The sequence below is a fragment of the Bradyrhizobium sp. CCBAU 53338 genome, assembly GCF_015291665.1.
Lineage (GTDB): Bacteria > Pseudomonadota > Alphaproteobacteria > Rhizobiales > Xanthobacteraceae > Bradyrhizobium.
In genome coordinates this window covers 208899-226764 of record NZ_CP030048.1, presented here as the reverse complement: position 1 = coordinate 226764, position 17866 = coordinate 208899, and the positions used below count along the sequence as shown (strand labels likewise).

Genomic DNA, 17866 nt, shown 5'->3' with positions numbered 1-17866 from the left:
ATTGGTCGCGCTGCGCGGAAAAGAGATCGACGCCTTCCTCGCTCGACCCGATGCGGGCCGCCCGATCATCCTGCTCTACGGTCCCGATGCCGGCCTGGTGCGCGAGCGTGCCGACGCGCTGATCGCGTCCGCCGTCGACGATCCCAACGATCCCTTCTCGCTGGTGAAGCTCGACGGTGACGAACTCTCCGCCGAGCCCTCGCGCCTCGTCGACGAAGCCATGACCGTGCCGCTGTTCGGCGGCCGCCGCGCCATTCGTATCCGCGCCGGCTCGCGCAGCTTTGCCGCCGGCGTCGACACGCTGTCCGAGATGAGCGTGAAGGATTGCCGCATCGTGATCGAGGCCGGCGAGCTGCGCCCTGAGTCGCCGCTGCGCAAGGCCTGCGAGAAGGCCAGGACCGCGGTTGCGATCGGCTGCTATCCCGACACCGAGCGCGATCTCGCCAAGCTCATGGAGGACGAGCTCCGCATCGCGAACTTGCGCATCGCGCAGGATGCCCGCGCCGCGCTGATGTCGTTCCTCGGCGGCGACCGACAGGCCTCGCGCAACGAGCTGCGCAAGCTGACGCTCTACGCCCATGGCAAAGGCGAGATCACGCTCGACGACGTGATGTCCGTCGTCGCCGATGCGTCCGAACTGAAGCTCGACCCGATCGTCGACGGCGCCTTCGCCGGCCGGCCCGACATCGTCGAGACCGAATTCGCAAAGGCCATGATCGCGGGTACCTATCCCGGTGTCATCATCTCGGCCGCGCAGCGCCAAGCCGCGTGGCTGCACAAATCCGCACTCGCGATCGCCGATGGCCAGCCCGCCTCCGCCGTGCTCGACGGCGGATTTCCGCGGCTGCATTTTTCACGAAAACCCATGGTCGAGACCGCGCTGCGTAACTTCAGCGCGGCACGGCTCGCCGGCATCATCGAGCAGCTTGCAACCGCCGCGCTCGACACCCGCAAGCAATCGACCCTGGCTGCTGCCATTGCCCAACGCACGCTGATGGCGATCGCCGCGAATGCGAAGCGAAGGGGGTAAGTCCCCGCTCTCTCCAAATCGTTGCAAGCGCGGAGAGCTGGCTTTCACCAGGACGACACCAAGGGTGCGCCTACAGCGCGCCCTTCGCGAGCCGCTTCATCACCTCGTCGAGCTGATCGAGGTTGCGGTAGTTGATCTGGACCGAGCCGCCGGGATCGCGGTGATTGACGGTAACCTTGAGGCCAAGCGCATCGCTGACGCGCTTTTCCAGATCGATCGTATCTGGGTCCTTTTCCTTAGCCCCGGTGGCGCGCGCCTTTTGCGGCTTGCGCTCCGGCACGCCCTCTTCATGCGCCAGCGCTTCGGCCTGGCGGACGTTGAGACCTTCCGCGACGATGCGCTTGGCCGCGGCGAGCGGATCAGGCACGCCGATCAGCGCGCGGGCGTGACCGGCGGTCAGCTCACCGGTCGCGATGAAGGCCTGCACCTCGGCCGGCAGCTTCGTCAGCCGCATCATGTTGGCGACGTGGCTGCGGCTCTTGCCGACGACCTTGGCGATGTCGTCCTGGCTGCGTTTGAACTCGTTGGCGAGCGCATGATAGCCCTGCGCCTCTTCCATCGGATTGAGGTCTTCGCGCTGTACGTTCTCGACGATCGCGAACTCCAGCGCATCGCTGTCGCTGATGTCGACCGGCACGATGGGCACTTCATGGAGGCCGGCCATCTGCGAGGCGCGCCAGCGCCGTTCGCCCGCGATGATCTCGAAGCGATCCTGCGTGCCCTTCACGGGCCGCACCACGATCGGCTGGATCACACCGTGCTGCCTGATGCTCTCGGAGAGCTCCTTGAGCTCGGTGTCCGAAAAAGTGCGGCGCGGGTTGCGCGGATTGGCCTTGATGAATTCGATCGGCACCTTGCGCTGCGCGCGCGGACGGTCGACGTGCTGAGCCTCGCCGCCGACATCACCGATCAGACTTGCAAGACCCCGGCCCAATCGCGAACGCGCTTCGTCGGCCATCGCCAGCTCCCTTGGATTCACGCTGCAGCACTCCAGAACTGAATTTCGAAACCTGTAGAATCGTAGGGTGGGTTAGCAAAGCGTAACCCACCTCTTCTGCTTCCGCGGAAATGGACAGTGGTGGGCTGCGCCTTTGGCTAACCCACCCTGCGGCACTAACCCGCCCTACGGTTCTCTCCGTCAATGCGTGACGCGCAGCTCGCGCTCGCGCTGGATCACTTCGGTGGCGAGCCGCAGATAGGCTTCGCTGCCGACGCATTTGAGATCGTAGACCAGCACCGGCTTGCCGTAGGACGGGGCTTCCGAGATGCGCACATTGCGCGGGATCATGGTCTTGTAGACCTTCTCGCCCATGAACTGGCGGACGTCGGCAACGACCTGGTTCGAGAGGTTGTTGCGCGAGTCGAACATGGTCAGCACGATGCCGTGGATCGACAGGTTCGGGTTGAGCGTCGAGCGCACCTGCTCCACCGTCTGGAGCAATTGCGACAGACCTTCGAGCGCAAAGAACTCGCACTGCAGCGGCACCAGGATCGCGTCCGATGCGGCCATCGCGTTCACCGTGAGCAGGTTCAGCGAAGGCGGGCAGTCGATCAGCACATAGGTGTAGTCGGCCTCGGGCGAGACGTTGTTGTTGAGCGCGCCGATCGCGTCGCGCAGCTTGAAGGCGCGGCCGGCCGTGGTACCAAGCTCGAGCTCGAGGCCGGAAAGATCCATCGTCGAGGGCGCGATGTGCAGCCGGGGCACCGCAGTCGAGACGAGGGCCTCGCGCAGGGGGGCTTCACCGATCAGCACGTCGTAGGTCGAGCAGGAGCGGTTGCGGCGATCGATGCCAAGGCCGGTCGAGGCGTTGCCCTGCGGATCGAGATCGACGATCAGGACACGCTCGCCAATCGCAGCGAGTGCCGTACCAAGATTGATCGCCGTGGTTGTTTTGCCCACGCCGCCCTTCTGATTCGCCAGCGCCAGGATGCGCGGGTGCCCGTGCGGAACTTCGGCCTTTGCTTGGGCGGTCTCGTCTTGCTGCGGCTCGTCAGTCACGGTCATCGAAATTCCCCAACTCAACCCCTGAGCGCCTCACCTGCGCCGTTCAACCGAAGTCAACTCGACGATCCACCCATCACCCGTCCGGCTCTGGTGAAGCTGCGGCTGAATATTCCAATATTTAGCGGCTTCGGTCAATTCAGCCTCTACATCTTGACCCTTGAGAAACAGCGCCTTTGCGCCATGGCGCATCAGCGGCTCCGCAAAGCCGATGAGTTGATGTAGCGGAGCCAGCGCGCGTGCGGTGACGCAATCGACTGGGCCGGTGATTCTATCCACATTATCCCCGATTTCAGCGAGATGTACGATCCCCGGAGATGTGGTGACGCGAACAGCTTCGCGCAAAAACGCGGCCTTCTTGGCGATTCGCTCGACCAGATGAACGCTCGCACCCGGCGTCCCGGCCATGGCGCAGGCGAGGACCACACCTGGAAAACCGCCGCCGCTGCCGAGGTCCGCCCAACGCTTGGCTGATGGCGCGAGATCGACAAGCTGAAGCGAGTCGGCGATGTGCCGGGTCCAGAGGTGCGGCAGGGTCGAGGGCGCGACCAGATTGGTCTTGGCCTGCCATTCCCGGAGCAGCGCGATGTAGCGATCGAGGCGGGCTTCCGTTTCATGTGAAACGGGGGCGAGCTTGAGCGCCTTGCGCTTGTCGGCGGCGATGATGGAATCGAGTGCGTGACCGTTGGCGCTGGCCTTGTCCATCTTCGGCTTGCTCGGCTCCAGGTCCGGTCGACGACCGGCGCCCTCACCCCCTCGTCGCGATAGCGGTCTGTCCCCGCCCGGTCCGCGCTGTTTCACGTGAAACGCCTATGCGATTGGCTTATGCGATTGCCTTGGACGACTTGCGTGCTTCGCGGCGGAGATAGGCCGCGAGGATGCCGAGTGCCGCCGGTGTCATGCCATCGATCCGGCCAGCCTGGCCGACCGTGAATGGCCGCGCCTTCTCCAGCTTGGCACGGACCTCGTTGGAGAGACCGGGGACGAGGCTGTAGTCGATCTCCGACAACACCATTCCCTCGTCGCGCCGGAAGGCATCGACGTCTGCGCTCTGGCGCTCCAGATAGACATCGTATTTGGCGTCGATCTCGAGATGGGTGGCGATGCCAGGAGCGATCACCGACAGTTCCGGCCAGATCGCCCGGACCTGACTCCAGCCGATGTCAGGATAGGCCATCAACTCGAAGGCCGAGCGGCGCTGCCCGTCCCGGTTCAGCGACAGCCCGTGCTTGATCGCCTCGTTCGGGGTGATCGTCAGCGACTTCGAGAGTGTGCGAGCCGCGTTCAGGGCGTCCATCTTGGTCCGGTGATACTGCATCCGGGCATTCCCGACACATCCCAGTGCGATCCCCTTCTCGGTCAGGCGCTGATCCGCGTTGTCGGCCCGCAGGGTCAGCCGGTACTCGGCCCGCGAGGTGAACATCCGATAGGGCTCGCTGATCCCGCGGGTGACGAGATCGTCGATCATCACGCCGAGATAGCCATCTGCGCGATCGAACACCGTCAGAGCCGCACCGCTGGCGGAGAGCGCCGCATTCAGACCAGCGACGATGCCTTGCCCGGCAGCTTCCTCGTATCCGGTGGTGCCGTTGATCTGGCCGGCCAGGAACAGACCGCGCAGACGCTTGGTCTGGAGGGTCGGATCGAGCTCGCGGGGATCGATGTGATCGTATTCGATGGCGTAGCCGGGACGGACCATCTTCACCCGCTCAAGCCCCGGGATGCTGGCGAGGATCGCGAGCTGGACCTCCTCAGGAAGCGAGGTCGAGATGCCGTTGGGATAGACGGTCGTATCGTCGAGGCCTTCCGGCTCCAGGAAGATCTGATGGCCGTCCCGGTCGCCGAAGCGGACGATCTTGTCCTCGATCGAAGGGCAATAGCGAGGACCGGAGCTCTTGATCTGGCCGGAGTACATCGGGGAGCGATGGACATTGGCCCGGATCACCTCGTGGGTGGCGCCCGTAGTCCGGGTGATACCGCACTGGATCTGCGGCGTCGTGATCCGATCCGTCATCACCGAGAACGGCTCTGGCGGCTCGTCACCGGGTTGCATTTCAACTGCGGACCAGTCGATCGTCGAACCATCCAGACGCGGAGGGGTGCCGGTCTTGAGACGCCCGAGGGTGAAACCGGCGCGCTCGAAGGAGGCTGAAAGACCCATCGCGGGGGCCTCGTCTGCCCGACCAGCCGGCCAATTCTTCTCGCCGAGATGGATCAGACCGCGCAGGAAGGTGCCGGTGGTGACGACAACGGCCCCTGCCCGGAGTTCCCGGCCGTCAGCCAGGCGAAGTCCGGTCACGTGGCCATCGACCACGATCAGCTCGTCGGCCTCGCCTTCGATGACGGAAAGACCTGCCGTCTCCCGGATCGCAGCCTGCATCGCAGCGGCATAGAGTTTCCGGTCGGCCTGGGCCCGGGGACCGCGGACAGCTGGACCCTTCCTGCGATTGAGGACACGAAACTGGATGCCGCCGGCATCGCCGACCCGGCCCATCAGACCATCGAGAGCATCGACCTCGCGGACCAGATGGCCCTTGCCAAGACCGCCGATGGCGGGATTGCAGGACATCGCGCCGACGGTGGAGAAACGGTGCGTCACCAGAGCGGTCGCCGCACCCATCCGGGCGGCCGCAGCCGCAGCCTCGCAGCCGGCATGACCGCCGCCGATGACGATGACGTCGAAGTTTTCTCGCTCTGATCGCATGGCGGACTTCTAGCTCAGAGGCCGGAAAGCCGGAAGTGGAAACTGGGTGAGTCGGATGTGTCACGTGAAACGACGCTGCTGGGTTCCGCAGAACAACCCCATGCACAGTAGGAAATGCATTTGGAGTGGCTCCTGTTTCACGTGAAACAGAGGGGTCGACGCCTGGCGCTAGATGAGAGGGGACGGCAGCCGCCACGGCCAATGACGGGTCGAGGCAGCGAGTGTTTCACGTGAAACAATCCGGAACTGCCGAACATCGTTTCACGTGAAACACCAAGTAATGGAACAAACGCTAGTTCTACATTGAAGAACTAGAACTACTTTCCGATACAGAATTTCTGGAAGATGGCCCCTAGGACGTCCTCGACGTCCACCCGGCCCAGCAGGCGGCCGAGAGCATAGGCGGCGGCACGTAGTTCCTCCGCGGCGAGCTCTTCGCCCTCTTCTACAAGCTCCAGACTCCGACGCAAGCTGTCAGACGCGCGGCTCAACAGATCCCGTTGCCGGGCTCGGGTCACCAATGCGCCCTCGGTGGTTCCGAAGAACTCGGCCGCGAATGTCACGAGGGCCTCGACCAGTTCGGGAATGCCATCGCCACTTCTCGCCGAGATCCCGAACTCCCCGCGCCGCCCGACCCCGCCGAGATCGATCTTGTTGCGCACGATCCAGACCGACCCGCCGGGCCGGTCCCCCTGTGCGAATTTCCGAAGTGAGCGCGTTGTGTCTGGATTGGCTGCGCGCTCCCCCTCCACCAGCCAAAGCACCAGGTCTGCAGCTTCGGCCCGTGCCCGTGCCCGGCGCACGCCTTCCTGCTCGACGGGATCGTCGGTCTCTCTGATCCCGGCCGTGTCGATGACGGTGACGGGATAGCCGTCGAGATCGAGCTGCACCTCGATCACGTCGCGCGTCGTGCCCGCATGCGGTGAGACAATCGCGACCTCACGGCGAGCGAGCTGATTCATCAGTGTCGACTTGCCGACATTCGGCTCGCCGGCAATTGCGACCACGAGGCCGTCGCGCAGACGTTCAGAATGTCCCTGTGCCGCAAGGACTTTTGTGATTTCGGCGTGCAGCGCCTTGATCGCCTTCACGGCCGGCGCCTTCAATTCCGCGGGCACATCGCCTTCGTCGGAAAAATCGATGCCGGCCTCGATCAAGGCTGAGGCCTCGATGATGCGCTCGCGCCAGTCCCGCGCACGATCGCCGAGCAGGCCCTGCAACTGCCGCAGCGCCTGGCGGCGCTGACGATCGGTGTCGGCATGAATGAGATCGTCGAGCCCCTCGGCTTCGGTGAGGTCGAGCTTGCCGTTCTCGAACGCGCGCTGCGTGAACTCGCCAGGGTCGGCCGCACGCATATTCGGAATTATCGAAATTGCGGCCAGAACTGCGGCCAGCACGGCGCGACCGCCGTGAACATGAAATTCGGCCACGTCCTCGCCGGTCGCTGTCCCCGGCGCCGGAAACCAGAGCACGACGGCATCGTCGATCGGTAGGCCCACGCTGTCGCGAAGCAGCCGACGGCTGGCCTTGCGCGGCGCCGGTAATGTGCCTGCTAGCGTCGTCACGACGGAGCCGGCTTGCGGACCCGAGACGCGCACTATGGCGATCGCGCTCGGTGGTCGGCCGGACGACAGCGCAAAGATGGTCTGGTCTCGCGGGTGCATGGCCTATTTGTCCGGCTCGCGGCGAAAAGGCAAACCTCCCGTTCGCCAGGCAGGGTGCACTATTCGCTACGCTCCAGCCCGCAGCAATCCGCTATTGCGATGCAATACGGCCGCAGCATTTTTGCTGCAAAATCAGCCTCCCCCGAACTCCCATTGACGGCCGGGTCCAGGTATTACGTAAATATATCAGAAGCTTCCTGGACATATTGATTTCCAGCCCGCTCCCGCAAATTGCTGCACCTTGCCCGCAGCAAAGCCGCACAACAAAAAGGGCGCCCGAAGGCGCCCCTTGAGATCATATTGCACTGCACTCAGGTGTTCATGGAGTCGAAGAACTCCGAATTGCTCTTGGTCGAGCGCAGCTTGTCGAGCAGGAAGTCGATCGCGTCCATGGTGCCCATCGGGTTCAGGATGCGGCGGAGCACATACATCTTCTTCAGCACCTGCGGATCGGTGATGAGCTCCTCCTTGCGGGTGCCGGAGCGGGAGATGTCGATGGCCGGGAAGGTACGCTTGTCCGAGACCTTGCGGTCGAGGATCAGTTCCGAGTTACCGGTGCCCTTGAACTCTTCGAAGATGACTTCGTCCATGCGGCTGCCGGTATCGACCAGTGCGGTCGCGATGATGGTCAGCGAACCGCCCTCCTCGATGTTGCGGGCGGCACCGAAGAAGCGCTTCGGGCGCTGCAGGGCGTTGGCGTCCACGCCGCCGGTCAGCACCTTGCCCGAAGACGGCACCACGGTGTTGTAGGCACGGCCGAGGCGCGTGATCGAATCGAGCAGGATGACGACGTCGCGGCCATGCTCGACGAGGCGCTTGGCCTTCTCGATCACCATTTCGGCGACCTGGACGTGGCGCACCGCCGGCTCGTCGAAGGTCGACGACACGACCTCGCCCTTCACCGAGCGCTGCATGTCGGTGACTTCTTCCGGACGCTCGTCGATCAGAAGCACGATCAGATAGCATTCGGGATGGTTGTGCGTGATCGAATGCGCGATGTTCTGCATCAGCACGGTCTTGCCCGTGCGCGGCGGCGCGACGATCAGCGCGCGCTGGCCCTTGCCGATCGGGGCGACGATGTCGATCACGCGTGCAGACAGGTCTTTCCGCGTCGGATCGTCGATTTCCATGCGGAAACGCTGATTCGGAAACAGCGGCGTGAGGTTGTCGAAATTGACCTTGTGCTTGGCCTTTTCCGGGTCCTCGAAATTGAGCGTGTTGACCTTCAGCAGCGCGAAATAGCGCTCGCCCTCTTTCGGGCTGCGAATGTGGCCTTCGATGGTGTCACCGGTGCGCAGGCCGAAGCGGCGGATCTGCGAGGGCGAAACGTAGATGTCGTCAGGGCCCGGCAGATAATTGGCATCGGGCGAACGGAGGAAGCCGAAGCCGTCGGAGAGCACCTCGACGACGCCCTGACCGACGATATCGGTCTCGGCGAGCGCGAGCTGCTTGAGGATGGCGAACAGCAGCTCCTGCTTGCGCATGGTGCTGGCGTTCTCGACCCCATTCTCCTCCGCGAACGAGACGAGCTCGGCCGGCGTCTTGGATTTGAGGTCTTCGAGTTTGATTTCCCGCATTGGGGTGGTCCTGTGGGGTAACCTTGGGAGGGGGGTGCGAGGAGGCTCTGAAATGCGGACGTGAGAAGGTAAGGTCCGCAGGTCTGGCAAGGTTAAGTGCCGGTGGGGGCTTCAAACCTGATGCGGTGTCCGGCCTTCAAAAAGCTCGGACACAACCACATCCGCCTGCGTTGGGTGGGATATCGACAATATAGAAAATCGCTTTCCACTCCGCAAGCCGAAGCGATGAGCGATCGTTCACGATCCTTGCCTCAAATCTTGCCTAGAACGGCTTCACGATCACCATGATCACGATGATGATCATCAGAACGGTCGGCACCTCATTGATAATCCGGAAGAATTTCTGACTGTAGGGGCGGCGGTCGGCGGCGAAGTCCTTGAGCCAACGGGAAAAAAAGCCGTGGACCGCGGACATCGCCAGGACCATTGCCAGTTTTACGTGCAGCCAGCCGAACGTGAACCAATGGCCGGCCCAGGCGAGATAGAGCCCGGCGAGCCAGGTGACGATCATGGCGGGGTTGATGATCGCCTTGAACAGCCGCCGTTCCATCACCTTGAAGGTTTCAGACTGCTTCGAGCCGATCACGGCTTCCGAGTGATAGACGAACAGCCTGGGCAGATAGAGCATGCCGGCCATCCAGGCGATGACCGCGATGACGTGCAGCGCCTTGATCCAGAGATAGACGTCTTCAAACATGCCCGGCATCCGACTTTCCGCCCAGCCGCTTGGCGGTCTGGGGATAGTAAGAACTCGTTAAGGTCTCACCTGCACACATATCCGTCCGGTGCGCCTTCCTCAAATCTAGAATCTTAGATTCTTAAAGGTTTGAGTCTGAGTGACCGTGGATTGGACTCATGCAACGCCGTCCGAGCGTTCGCGCGCGCTTGTTCACATCCATCAACATATCCCGGCGAGCGCAAGCCGTCCCGGATAAGCCCGGCGGCTTCAAAGGCTTGCACCTTTCTGTCCGCAGTCTATCAAGCGGGTTGTCCGCGTAATCCCGCTTCTCGTCTCGCGGGGCGTCAGACTTGTTCCGAGGGGCAGTGGTGTGAAGAAAATCGGCACTTATCCCGCCCCTGATGTCGCGCATCCCTTTCCGAGGGGTTAAGGTCCACAGAAATCCACAAACCACCCCAACGAAATTCAAAGAGTTTTTGTGCCGACCTCGAACAATTATTTTCATCTGCACCTCGTCTCCGACTCCACCGGCGAGACCCTGATCACGGTCGCGCGCGCGGTGGCCGCGCAATACGCGAACGTCACGCCGGTCGAGCATGTCTATCCCCTCGTGCGCAGCCAGAAGCAGCTCGACCGCGTACTCGACGAGATCGAGGAAGCGCCGGGCATCGTGCTGTTCACGCTGCTGGAGAAAGACCTGGTGTCCAGGCTCGAGGACAAGTGCAAGGCGATCAATGTTCCGAGCCTCTCGATCATCGGCCCGGTCATGCAGATGTTCGAAGCCTATCTCGGCGCTGCAACGACGGGGCGCGTCGGCGCCCAGCACGTGCTCAACGCCGAATATTTCAAGCGCATCGACGCGCTGAACTACACGATGATCCATGATGACGGGCAGCATGTGGAAGGGCTCGAGGAAGCCGACGTCGTGCTGGTCGGCGTGTCCCGCACCTCGAAGACGCCGACGTCGATCTATCTCGCCAATCGCGGCATCCGGACCGCCAACGTGCCGCTGGTTCCGGGCATTCCCGTTCCGGCGCAATTGGAGACGCTGACGCGGCCGCTGGTGGTGAGCCTGCATGCGACGCCGGAACGCCTGATCCAGATCCGCCAGAACCGACTGCTCTCGATAGGCGCCGAATCCGGATCCGGCAGCGACACCTATACCGACAGGCAGTCGGTGACCGAGGAGGTCGCGTTTGCGCGCAAGCTGAGCGCCAAGCACGACTGGCCGCTGCTGGATGTCACACGGCGCTCGATCGAGGAAACCGCCGCCGCGATCATGAAGCTTTACAGCGATCGCCAGCGCAACCGGCCCTCGGACTAGTTTTCAAGATGGGTCTGTGGCGCGGCACTTCTCCTCTGATCCTGGCCTCGCAGAGCGGCGCGCGAAAAATGCTGCTGGCCAATGCCGGGCTCGCATTCGAGGCGGTCACGGCCGACATCGATGAACGCGGCATTCAGGCCGCGTCGAAATTGTCGAACCCGCGAGAGATCGGCCTGCTGCTGGCGCGGGAAAAGGCGAAAGCGGTTTCAGCCAATCGTCCCGGAAGCTATGTGATCGGTGCCGACCAGACGCTGGCGCTTGGCGATCGTCTCTTCAACAAACCCTCAGGCCGCGAGCAGGCGCTGGCGCAACTGCACGATCTCGCCGGCAATACTCACGAGCTGAATTCCGCTGTAGCCGTGGCGCGCGACGGTAGGATTATCTTTGAGGATGTCTCGGTCGCCCGCATGACGATGCGGCCAATGTCTGAGGCTGAGCTTTCAGCCTATCTCGATGCGGCCGGCGACGCGGTGACCACGAGCGTCGGCGCCTATCAGCTCGAAGGTCTCGGCATCCATCTGTTTGCGCGCATCGAGGGCGACCATTTCACCGTCCTCGGCCTGCCGCTGCTGCCGCTGCTTGCGTTCCTGCGAAGCGAACGGCTAATTGCGGTGTAAATGATAGACATGGCTGGGCGCTGATGCGGATTCTCGGACTGACCGGCTCGATCGGGATGGGTAAATCCACCACCGCGAAATTGTTTGCGGAGGCCGGTGTGCCCGTCTACGACGCCGATGCCGCGGTTCATCAACTCTACGAGGGCGAGGCCGCGCCGGCGATCGAGGCCGCCTTCCCCGGCACCACCGCGAACGGCAAGGTCGATCGTCCCAAGTTGTCCGCGCGTGTGGTGCACGATCCTGCCGCGATCAAGCAGCTCGAGCAGATCGTTCATCCGATGCTGGGCGCTTCCCGGCAAAAATTCTTTGCCGATGCGGAAGCCGCGAAAGCCCCTGTCGTGGTCCTCGATATCCCGCTGCTGTTCGAAACCGGCGGCGAGAAACGCGTCGATGCCGTGGTCGTGGTCTCGACCTCGCCGGAAATGCAGCGCGAGCGGGTGCTGGCACGGGGAACCATGGACGCGGCCAAGCTTGACGCCATCATCGCCAAGCAGACGCCCGATGCCGAAAAGCGCATGCGGGCCGATTTCGTCGTGGATACCTCCCACGGACTCGAGCCGGTGCGCGCTCAAATCACGCACATCCTGGCCGAGGTCGTTAAGATGCCGCAGCGGCGGGCCTGATTCGCCGACTTCCACGGCTTCCGGCGCGGCGTCCTAAAATAATGCGTGAAATCGTTCTCGATACCGAAACCACCGGCCTCGATCCGCTGCGCGGCGATCGCCTGGTCGAAATCGGCTGCGTCGAGATCTTCAACCGCATGCCGACGGGTCAGACGTATCACGTCTATATCAACCCCGAACGGGACATGCCGGCGGAAGCCTTTGCCGTGCACGGACTGTCGGCCGAGTTTCTCTCGACCAAGCCGCTGTTCCACGAGGTGGTCGAGGAATTCCTGGCGTTCATCGGCGATGCGCCGCTGGTCATTCACAACGCCTCGTTCGACATCAGCTTCATCAACGCCGAGCTCGACCGGATCAAGCATGCCCCGATCCCGCGCGAGCGGCTGGTCGACACGTTGCTGCTGGCGCGGCGCAAGCATCCCGGCGTGTCGAACCGGCTCGACGATCTCTGCTCACGCTACTCGATCGACAATTCCCACCGCACCAAGCACGGCGCGCTGCTCGATTCCGAGCTGCTGGCAGAAGTCTATGTCGATCTGGTCGGGGCGCGGCAGTCGCAATTGCTGCTGGCGTCTGAAACCCAGGAGATTCGCGTGAGTGCTGGCGGCGACGCACCACGGCGGCAGCGGCTGGTGCCGCTCACGCCGCGGGTGTCGGACGCCGAGCGAGAGGCCCATCGGGCCTTCATCGCAACGATGGGCGAGAAGGCGATCTGGAACGAATACCTGCCCGCTCCAGCCGTTCCTCCCGCCGGCTAAGCCTGCTTATCAGGCCTGGCCGGCCTGACCCTGGGCGGCCATCTGCCGCTCCATGTTCTGGCGATAGAGACCGACGAAGTCGACCGGGTCCAGCATCAGCGGCGGGAACCCGCCGTCGCGCACGGCGGTCGCGATGATCTCGCGGGCGAACGGGAACAGCAGGCGCGGGCATTCGATCATGACCAGCGGGTGCAGGTTCTCCTGCGGCACGTTGGCGATACGGAACACGCCGGCATAGGCGAGCTCGAACGAGAACATCACCTTGCCCGCGGTCTCGGCCTTGCCCTCGACCGACAACGTCACCTCGAACTCCTGATCGCTCAGATTGTTGGCGTTGACATTGATCTGGATGTTGATCTGGGGCGGCTGGCTCTGCGGCTGGAGCGAGCTCGGCGCGTTCGGATTTTCGAACGAGAGGTCCTTGGTATATTGCGCCAGCACGTTGAGCTGGGGAGCCTGGGCCGCCTCGGGAGGGGTGCCGTTACCGTTGGTCATCAAAGTGTCTCCTTACCCGATTGGGGCTGAATTTCGCGGCGGTTGGCTAACATAGGGCCGCCTCGTTCCACAAGGACGAACGGCCCCGGCGGGTCGATCGAGGCCAGCTTCACGTCTGCGACGTTTCACCCGCCCCGAATACCAAATTGCGCGTTAAACGCTTGAAGATGCGCGATTTCCGCCCAGGATCGGGTTTCCCCTTAAGCATAAAACGCGCTACACTTCCCGCTGTGCCAAAAGGCGCCATTGGCCGGGCCAAATTTCGTGCCTACATCGGCGGACGTGACGCGCGGGCCTAAAATGGTGATGTCATCTTGCCGTTCCGGTATGGAACGGTCTACTGGCCGGATTGATTTTCCCGGTAGCGACCCCAAAGAAGCCCTGAGTAAAGACCAGAAAGCGATACGACGTGGACATCTACACCATCATCTTCCTTGCGCTGGCGGTCTTTATTTTCCTGCGGCTGCGCAGCGTGCTGGGACAGCGAACCGGCAACGAGCGGCCGCCGTTCGACCGTACGGCGCGCAATGCGCTGGGTGGTGCTCCCGACAAGAACGTCGTGACCATGCCGGGCAAGGTGATCGACCAGCCGCCGCCGGCACCGACGGCGGAAGCGACCCCGCCGTCCGACCGCTGGAAGGGCCTGGCCGAGCCCGGCACCGCGCTGGCCCTGGGCCTCGACGCCATCGTCGAGAAGGATTCCACCTTCGACCCGCGCCACTTCCTGTCCGGCGCTCGCGGCGCCTACGAGATGATCGTGCTGGCCTTCGCCAATGGTGATCGCCGCTCGCTGCGCGATCTCTTGTCATCGGAGGTTTATGAGAGCTTCGACGCCGCGATCAAGGATCGCGAGAAGAACGACCAGAAGACCGAAACCCGCTTCGTCTCGATCGACAAGGCCGAGCTGGTCGGCGCCGACGTGCGCGACCGCACGGCGCAGCTTACCGTGCGCTTCGTCTCGCAGATGATCTCGGTTACCCGCGACAAGGCCGGCAATATCGTCGACGGCAACGCCGACAAGGTCGCCGACATCACCGACATCTGGACCTTCGCCCGCGACACCACCTCTCGCGATCCGAACTGGAAGCTGGTTGGCACCGGAAGCGCGAATTAAGAGTTTCCTGAAGAACGGCGCGACGGCGCTTTGCGCGGGCCTCGTCGTGCTGGCTTCGTTTTCGCTTGGCGCAGAAGCTGCCCGGCGCCACTACCGCAGCCATCATCATCGCCATCCCGAAGTGGCCACGATCCCTCCGCGCGCGCTGCCCTATCCGCAGCTCCCTCTCCCGTTCGAAATTCCCGGCGCGCAATATCTGCCGCTGGCCTGGGCGGACGTGAAGGGCTGGAGCGATGACGATCATCTTGCCGCCTACAGGACGTTTCGTGCCAGCTGCCGTTCGATCAACGCGCAGACCGGCGCCTCCGAGCCGAAGTCCCTTGAACTAAAGGCTCTGGGCGGCTCGCTGAGCGAGCCCTGCCGCGCCGCCAGGTCGCTCCAGCCGACCGACGAAGCGACAGCGAAGAGTTTCTTCGAGAACAATTTTTCGCCGCTTCGCATCTCGCGCCTCGGCGAGCCCGACGGCTTCGTCACCGGCTATTACGAGCCGGTGCTGGAGGGATCGCGCACGCAGACCGATGTCTACAACGTTCCGGTCTACCGCCGCCCCTCGAACCTGTTCGTGCGCGGCTTCAACCAGGCCTCGGTCAGCCTGCCCAACAAGGGACCGGTCTATCGCAAGATCGGCCGCCGCAAGCTCGTGCCCTATTACGACCGCGGCGAGATCGAGGACGGCAAGATCGCCGGCCGCGGACTGGAGATCGCCTGGCTGAAGGATCCGACCGATCTGTTGTTTGCCCAGATCCAGGGCTCGGCGCGGATCAAGTTCGACGATGGCAGCACCATCAGGCTCAACTACGATTCCTACAACGGCTATCCCTACACGGCCGTGGGGCGCATCCTGATCGAGCGCGGCATCATTCCGAAGGAAGAGATGTCGATGCAGAAGATCAGGGAGTGGATGGCGCAGAACCCCGACGGCGCGAAGGAACTGCGGCGGCAGAACCGCTCCTACATCTTCTTCCACGAGGTCAATCTGTCCGACACGGACGAGGCGGTCGGTGCGCAAGGCATTCCGCTGACCGCCGGCCGCTCGATCGCGGTCGACAAATCGCTGCACGTCTACGGCACGCCGTTCTTCATCGAGGGCGAACTGCCGATCGAGTCCGATCGCGCCAAGACGCCGTTCCATCGGTTGATGATCGCACAGGACACCGGCTCGGCGATCATCGGCCCGGCGCGCGCTGATCTCTATTTTGGCGCGGGCGCCGAGGCCGGCCGCGTCTCGGGCCGGCTGCGCCATCCCATGCATTTCGTGATGCTGGTGCCGAAGAGCCTCGATCCCAATCTGCGCGCAGCCAGGCTGCCGGTGCCGGATCCGCGGCCGTCGGAGAAGATCGCAAAACTGTTTCCGCAGCCGCCCGCAGCGAAGCCGGTCGTATCAGCCGCAACTTCCGGCAAGGACGAGACCGTCGCCGTTGCGAGCCCGGTGCCGTTACCGGCGCCGCGTCCTATGATAGAACCTGTCCGCGAACCGCGCAGGCACATGAAAACCCGTTCCCACCAGCAATGAAGCGATCGTCCCGTCCGCCCGTGCTGGATCCGCGTCCCTCGCCGCGCCGTCGTGTGCTCAGCGAGGAAGACCGCGAACTGTGGGACCTCGTCGCAAGGCAGGTGAAGCCGCTGCGGAAGCATCGTGCGACGAAGCTGCACACCGCGCCGCGCGCCGAGTCCTTGGTCGCTGCGCCGGCTCCTAAGCCCACGCTGTCGCCGCGCCCCTTGGCTGCGGCCCCGGCCCCACGTCCGTCCAAGCCGGCGATGCCACCGCTCGCCCCGCTCGGCAAGCGCGAGCGCGCGAAATTGTCGCGCGGCCGCAGCGAGATCGACGCGCGGCTCGACCTGCACGGCATGACTCAGATGCGCGCGCACCGCGCTCTCACCGGCTTCCTGCACCGCGCCCACCATGATGGCCTGACATTTGTGCTGGTTATCACCGGCAAGGGCCGCAGCGGTGGTGAAAGCGGCGTGCTCCGCCGTCAGGTGCCGGAATGGCTCAGCCTGCCGGAATTCCGCGCTTTCGTGGTCGGGTTCGAGGAGGCTGCCATCGGCCACGGCGGCGAGGGCGCGCTGTATGTGCGAATTCGGCGGGCGCGCTTCTAAAACGGTCGCACGATCCCGACGCGCGGGATCAAGGTGATGATCAGCCCGAAGATGTTGGTCTTCTGATCCCCTTCCGGAATCAACGCGGTCTCCTGCCTCGCCGGCAGCATCTTCACCGCATGCAGGATCAGGAACATGCAGACTGCCCAGTTCGAGATCCAGCGCGAATAGTCGAACACCATGACGAACATCACGAGATAGGCGAGGCTGACGCCGATCAGCGCCGCGATCACGAGGCGTCGGTGTGTCTCGTTCGCGAGCGCGCCGATCAGGCTCGCAAAATAGCGCCATAGCGGCGTGTGCAGCCAGATCAGCAGAGCAAACACGGGAATGCCGAGGCTGTTGTGCGGCAGGCGGCCCCAGGTGTCCGAGATCTCCTTCGCAAGCGGCTGGTACCAGATGTAGGCGAATTGCAGCAGATCGGTGCGCGACGGATCGACCATCCTTGTCTTCAAGTACGCGGTGAAATCAGCCTCCGGGATCGGCATCGTTCCCAGGAATTGCGCGGCGAAGAACAGCGCGGAGACGACCGCAAGGGCGACGATGCCGAATGCGACATTGCTGCGATTGAGACCGTAAGCGAGGTAGTGCCTGGCCACGACGATGGTGACGATCGTCGGCACATACATCAAGAGATGAATGTGGTGGATCAGGACGAGTAGAATCGAGAACAGCGCCGCCGTCGCCACGAACAGCAACGAACCCGCCGGCATCAGCAGCAGGATGATCGCGAGCGCACAGCCATAGATGTCGAAATGGCCGAGCGTGTGCATGAAGTTCTTCAGGAAGAACGGCGAGCCGGCGATGAAGACGAACAGAGGCAGCGTCTTCGCCGTGAAGCCGAACGTCCTCTGAAACAGTTTTGCGTAGAGCCCCAACGTCACCAGCCACGTCACCCCGCCGAGCGCGAACACCCACCAGACCGGCACCTTGTCCGCAAACAGCGCGACAACAGCTCCGATCAGCGCGCGCTTGATGAAGCCGAAATGGTAGTCGACGAGGAGATGGATGTAGGGGACGTAAGGCGGCAGCTGGATCTTGTGAACGAACACGCCTGCTATCACCGCCGCGTTGATCGCGAACAGCAGCCGCCAGGGGTTTTGGAGGATTTGTTTCAACAAGACCGTCGGGGGTAATGGGTCCTGGCTTTCGCCAGGACGACGACCCGATAGATAGCGG

At 63.3% G+C, this 17866-nt stretch carries 17 protein-coding genes; 8 read left to right on the top strand and 9 right to left on the bottom strand.

The window, feature by feature from the left end; all coding sequences use genetic code 11:
- The first annotated feature begins 1 nt into the window (after window position 1).
- The gene (gene holA, locus XH90_RS01070; RefSeq protein ID WP_194478798.1) at window positions 2–1030 is read left to right on the top strand and encodes a DNA polymerase III subunit delta; all 1029 of its coding nucleotides are present in this window, start codon (window positions 2–4) and stop codon (window positions 1028–1030) included.
- A gap of 70 nt (window positions 1031–1100) precedes the next feature.
- Here holA and XH90_RS01065 read toward each other — a convergent pair whose 3' ends face one another.
- The 7 genes from XH90_RS01065 to hemJ all read right to left on the bottom strand — a co-directional run bounded on the left by XH90_RS01065 (window position 1101) and on the right by hemJ (window position 9674).
- Window positions 1101–1988 carry a ParB/RepB/Spo0J family partition protein gene (locus XH90_RS01065; RefSeq protein WP_194478797.1) on the bottom strand — a complete coding sequence of 296 codons (888 nt, stop codon included), beginning with the start codon at window positions 1986–1988 and terminating at the stop codon, window positions 1101–1103.
- A 180-nt stretch (window positions 1989–2168) separates the two neighbouring features.
- On the bottom strand, window positions 2169–3035 hold the full coding sequence (locus tag XH90_RS01060) for a ParA family protein (RefSeq protein ID WP_194478796.1): 867 nt from the start codon (window positions 3033–3035) through the stop codon (window positions 2169–2171).
- 30 nt (window positions 3036–3065) lie between these two features.
- Window positions 3066–3737 (bottom strand): 16S rRNA (guanine(527)-N(7))-methyltransferase RsmG, encoded by a 672-nt coding sequence (gene rsmG, locus XH90_RS01055; protein WP_194478795.1) that lies wholly within the window; start codon window positions 3735–3737, stop codon window positions 3066–3068.
- Window positions 3738–3855: 118 nt separating this feature from the next.
- Entirely contained in the window at window positions 3856–5736 is a 1881-nt protein-coding gene (gene mnmG, locus XH90_RS01050; RefSeq protein WP_194478794.1) for a tRNA uridine-5-carboxymethylaminomethyl(34) synthesis enzyme MnmG, read from the bottom strand.
- 317 nt (window positions 5737–6053) lie between these two features.
- Entirely contained in the window at window positions 6054–7400 is a 1347-nt protein-coding gene (mnmE, locus tag XH90_RS01045) for a tRNA uridine-5-carboxymethylaminomethyl(34) synthesis GTPase MnmE (RefSeq protein ID WP_194478793.1), read from the bottom strand.
- A 311-nt stretch (window positions 7401–7711) separates the two neighbouring features.
- On the bottom strand, window positions 7712–8977 hold the full coding sequence (gene rho / locus XH90_RS01040) for a transcription termination factor Rho (protein ID WP_008133567.1): 1266 nt from the start codon (window positions 8975–8977) through the stop codon (window positions 7712–7714).
- 262 nt (window positions 8978–9239) lie between these two features.
- The gene (gene hemJ, locus XH90_RS01035; protein ID WP_194478792.1) at window positions 9240–9674 is read right to left on the bottom strand and encodes a protoporphyrinogen oxidase HemJ; all 435 of its coding nucleotides are present in this window, start codon (window positions 9672–9674) and stop codon (window positions 9240–9242) included.
- A 460-nt stretch (window positions 9675–10134) separates the two neighbouring features.
- On the opposite strand from hemJ, the gene XH90_RS01030 reads away from it, so the two are divergent.
- Genes XH90_RS01030 through dnaQ form a run of 4 tightly spaced genes read left to right on the top strand, consistent with a single transcriptional unit; the run spans window position 10135 to window position 12978 of the window.
- Window positions 10135–10980, top strand: coding sequence for a pyruvate, water dikinase regulatory protein (locus XH90_RS01030; RefSeq protein ID WP_194478791.1), 846 nt, complete (start codon window positions 10135–10137; stop codon window positions 10978–10980).
- Between the two features lie 8 nt (window positions 10981–10988).
- Window positions 10989–11597: a Maf family nucleotide pyrophosphatase gene (locus XH90_RS01025; RefSeq protein WP_194478790.1), complete on the top strand. Its 609-nt coding sequence runs from the start codon at window positions 10989–10991 to the stop codon at window positions 11595–11597.
- 23 nt (window positions 11598–11620) lie between these two features.
- Window positions 11621–12220: a dephospho-CoA kinase gene (gene coaE, locus XH90_RS01020; RefSeq protein ID WP_194478789.1), complete on the top strand. Its 600-nt coding sequence runs from the start codon at window positions 11621–11623 to the stop codon at window positions 12218–12220.
- A gap of 41 nt (window positions 12221–12261) precedes the next feature.
- The gene (dnaQ, locus tag XH90_RS01015) at window positions 12262–12978 is read left to right on the top strand and encodes a DNA polymerase III subunit epsilon (RefSeq protein WP_194478788.1); all 717 of its coding nucleotides are present in this window, start codon (window positions 12262–12264) and stop codon (window positions 12976–12978) included.
- Between the two features lie 9 nt (window positions 12979–12987).
- Here dnaQ and secB read toward each other — a convergent pair whose 3' ends face one another.
- Window positions 12988–13473: a protein-export chaperone SecB gene (secB, locus tag XH90_RS01010; protein WP_194478787.1), complete on the bottom strand. Its 486-nt coding sequence runs from the start codon at window positions 13471–13473 to the stop codon at window positions 12988–12990.
- Between the two features lie 409 nt (window positions 13474–13882).
- Between secB and XH90_RS01005 the strand changes: the two genes are divergently transcribed.
- The 3 genes from XH90_RS01005 to XH90_RS00995 are packed head-to-tail and all read left to right on the top strand — an operon-like array spanning window position 13883 to window position 16687.
- Window positions 13883–14587, top strand: coding sequence for a Tim44/TimA family putative adaptor protein (locus tag XH90_RS01005; RefSeq protein WP_194478786.1), 705 nt, complete (start codon window positions 13883–13885; stop codon window positions 14585–14587).
- Entirely contained in the window at window positions 14565–16100 is a 1536-nt protein-coding gene (locus XH90_RS01000) for a murein transglycosylase A (RefSeq protein WP_194478785.1), read from the top strand. Before XH90_RS01005 ends, XH90_RS01000 begins: the two co-directional genes overlap by 23 nt.
- Window positions 16097–16687, top strand: a complete 591-nt coding sequence (locus XH90_RS00995) for a Smr/MutS family protein (protein WP_194478784.1) — start codon at window positions 16097–16099, stop codon at window positions 16685–16687. Before XH90_RS01000 ends, XH90_RS00995 begins: the two co-directional genes overlap by 4 nt.
- Here XH90_RS00995 and XH90_RS00990 read toward each other — a convergent pair.
- Complete coding sequence (locus tag XH90_RS00990) at window positions 16684–17808, bottom strand: hypothetical protein (protein WP_194478783.1); 1125 nt, start codon at window positions 17806–17808, stop codon at window positions 16684–16686. The genes XH90_RS00995 and XH90_RS00990 overlap by 4 nt on opposite strands.
- Between the last annotated feature and the right edge of the window lie 58 nt (window positions 17809–17866).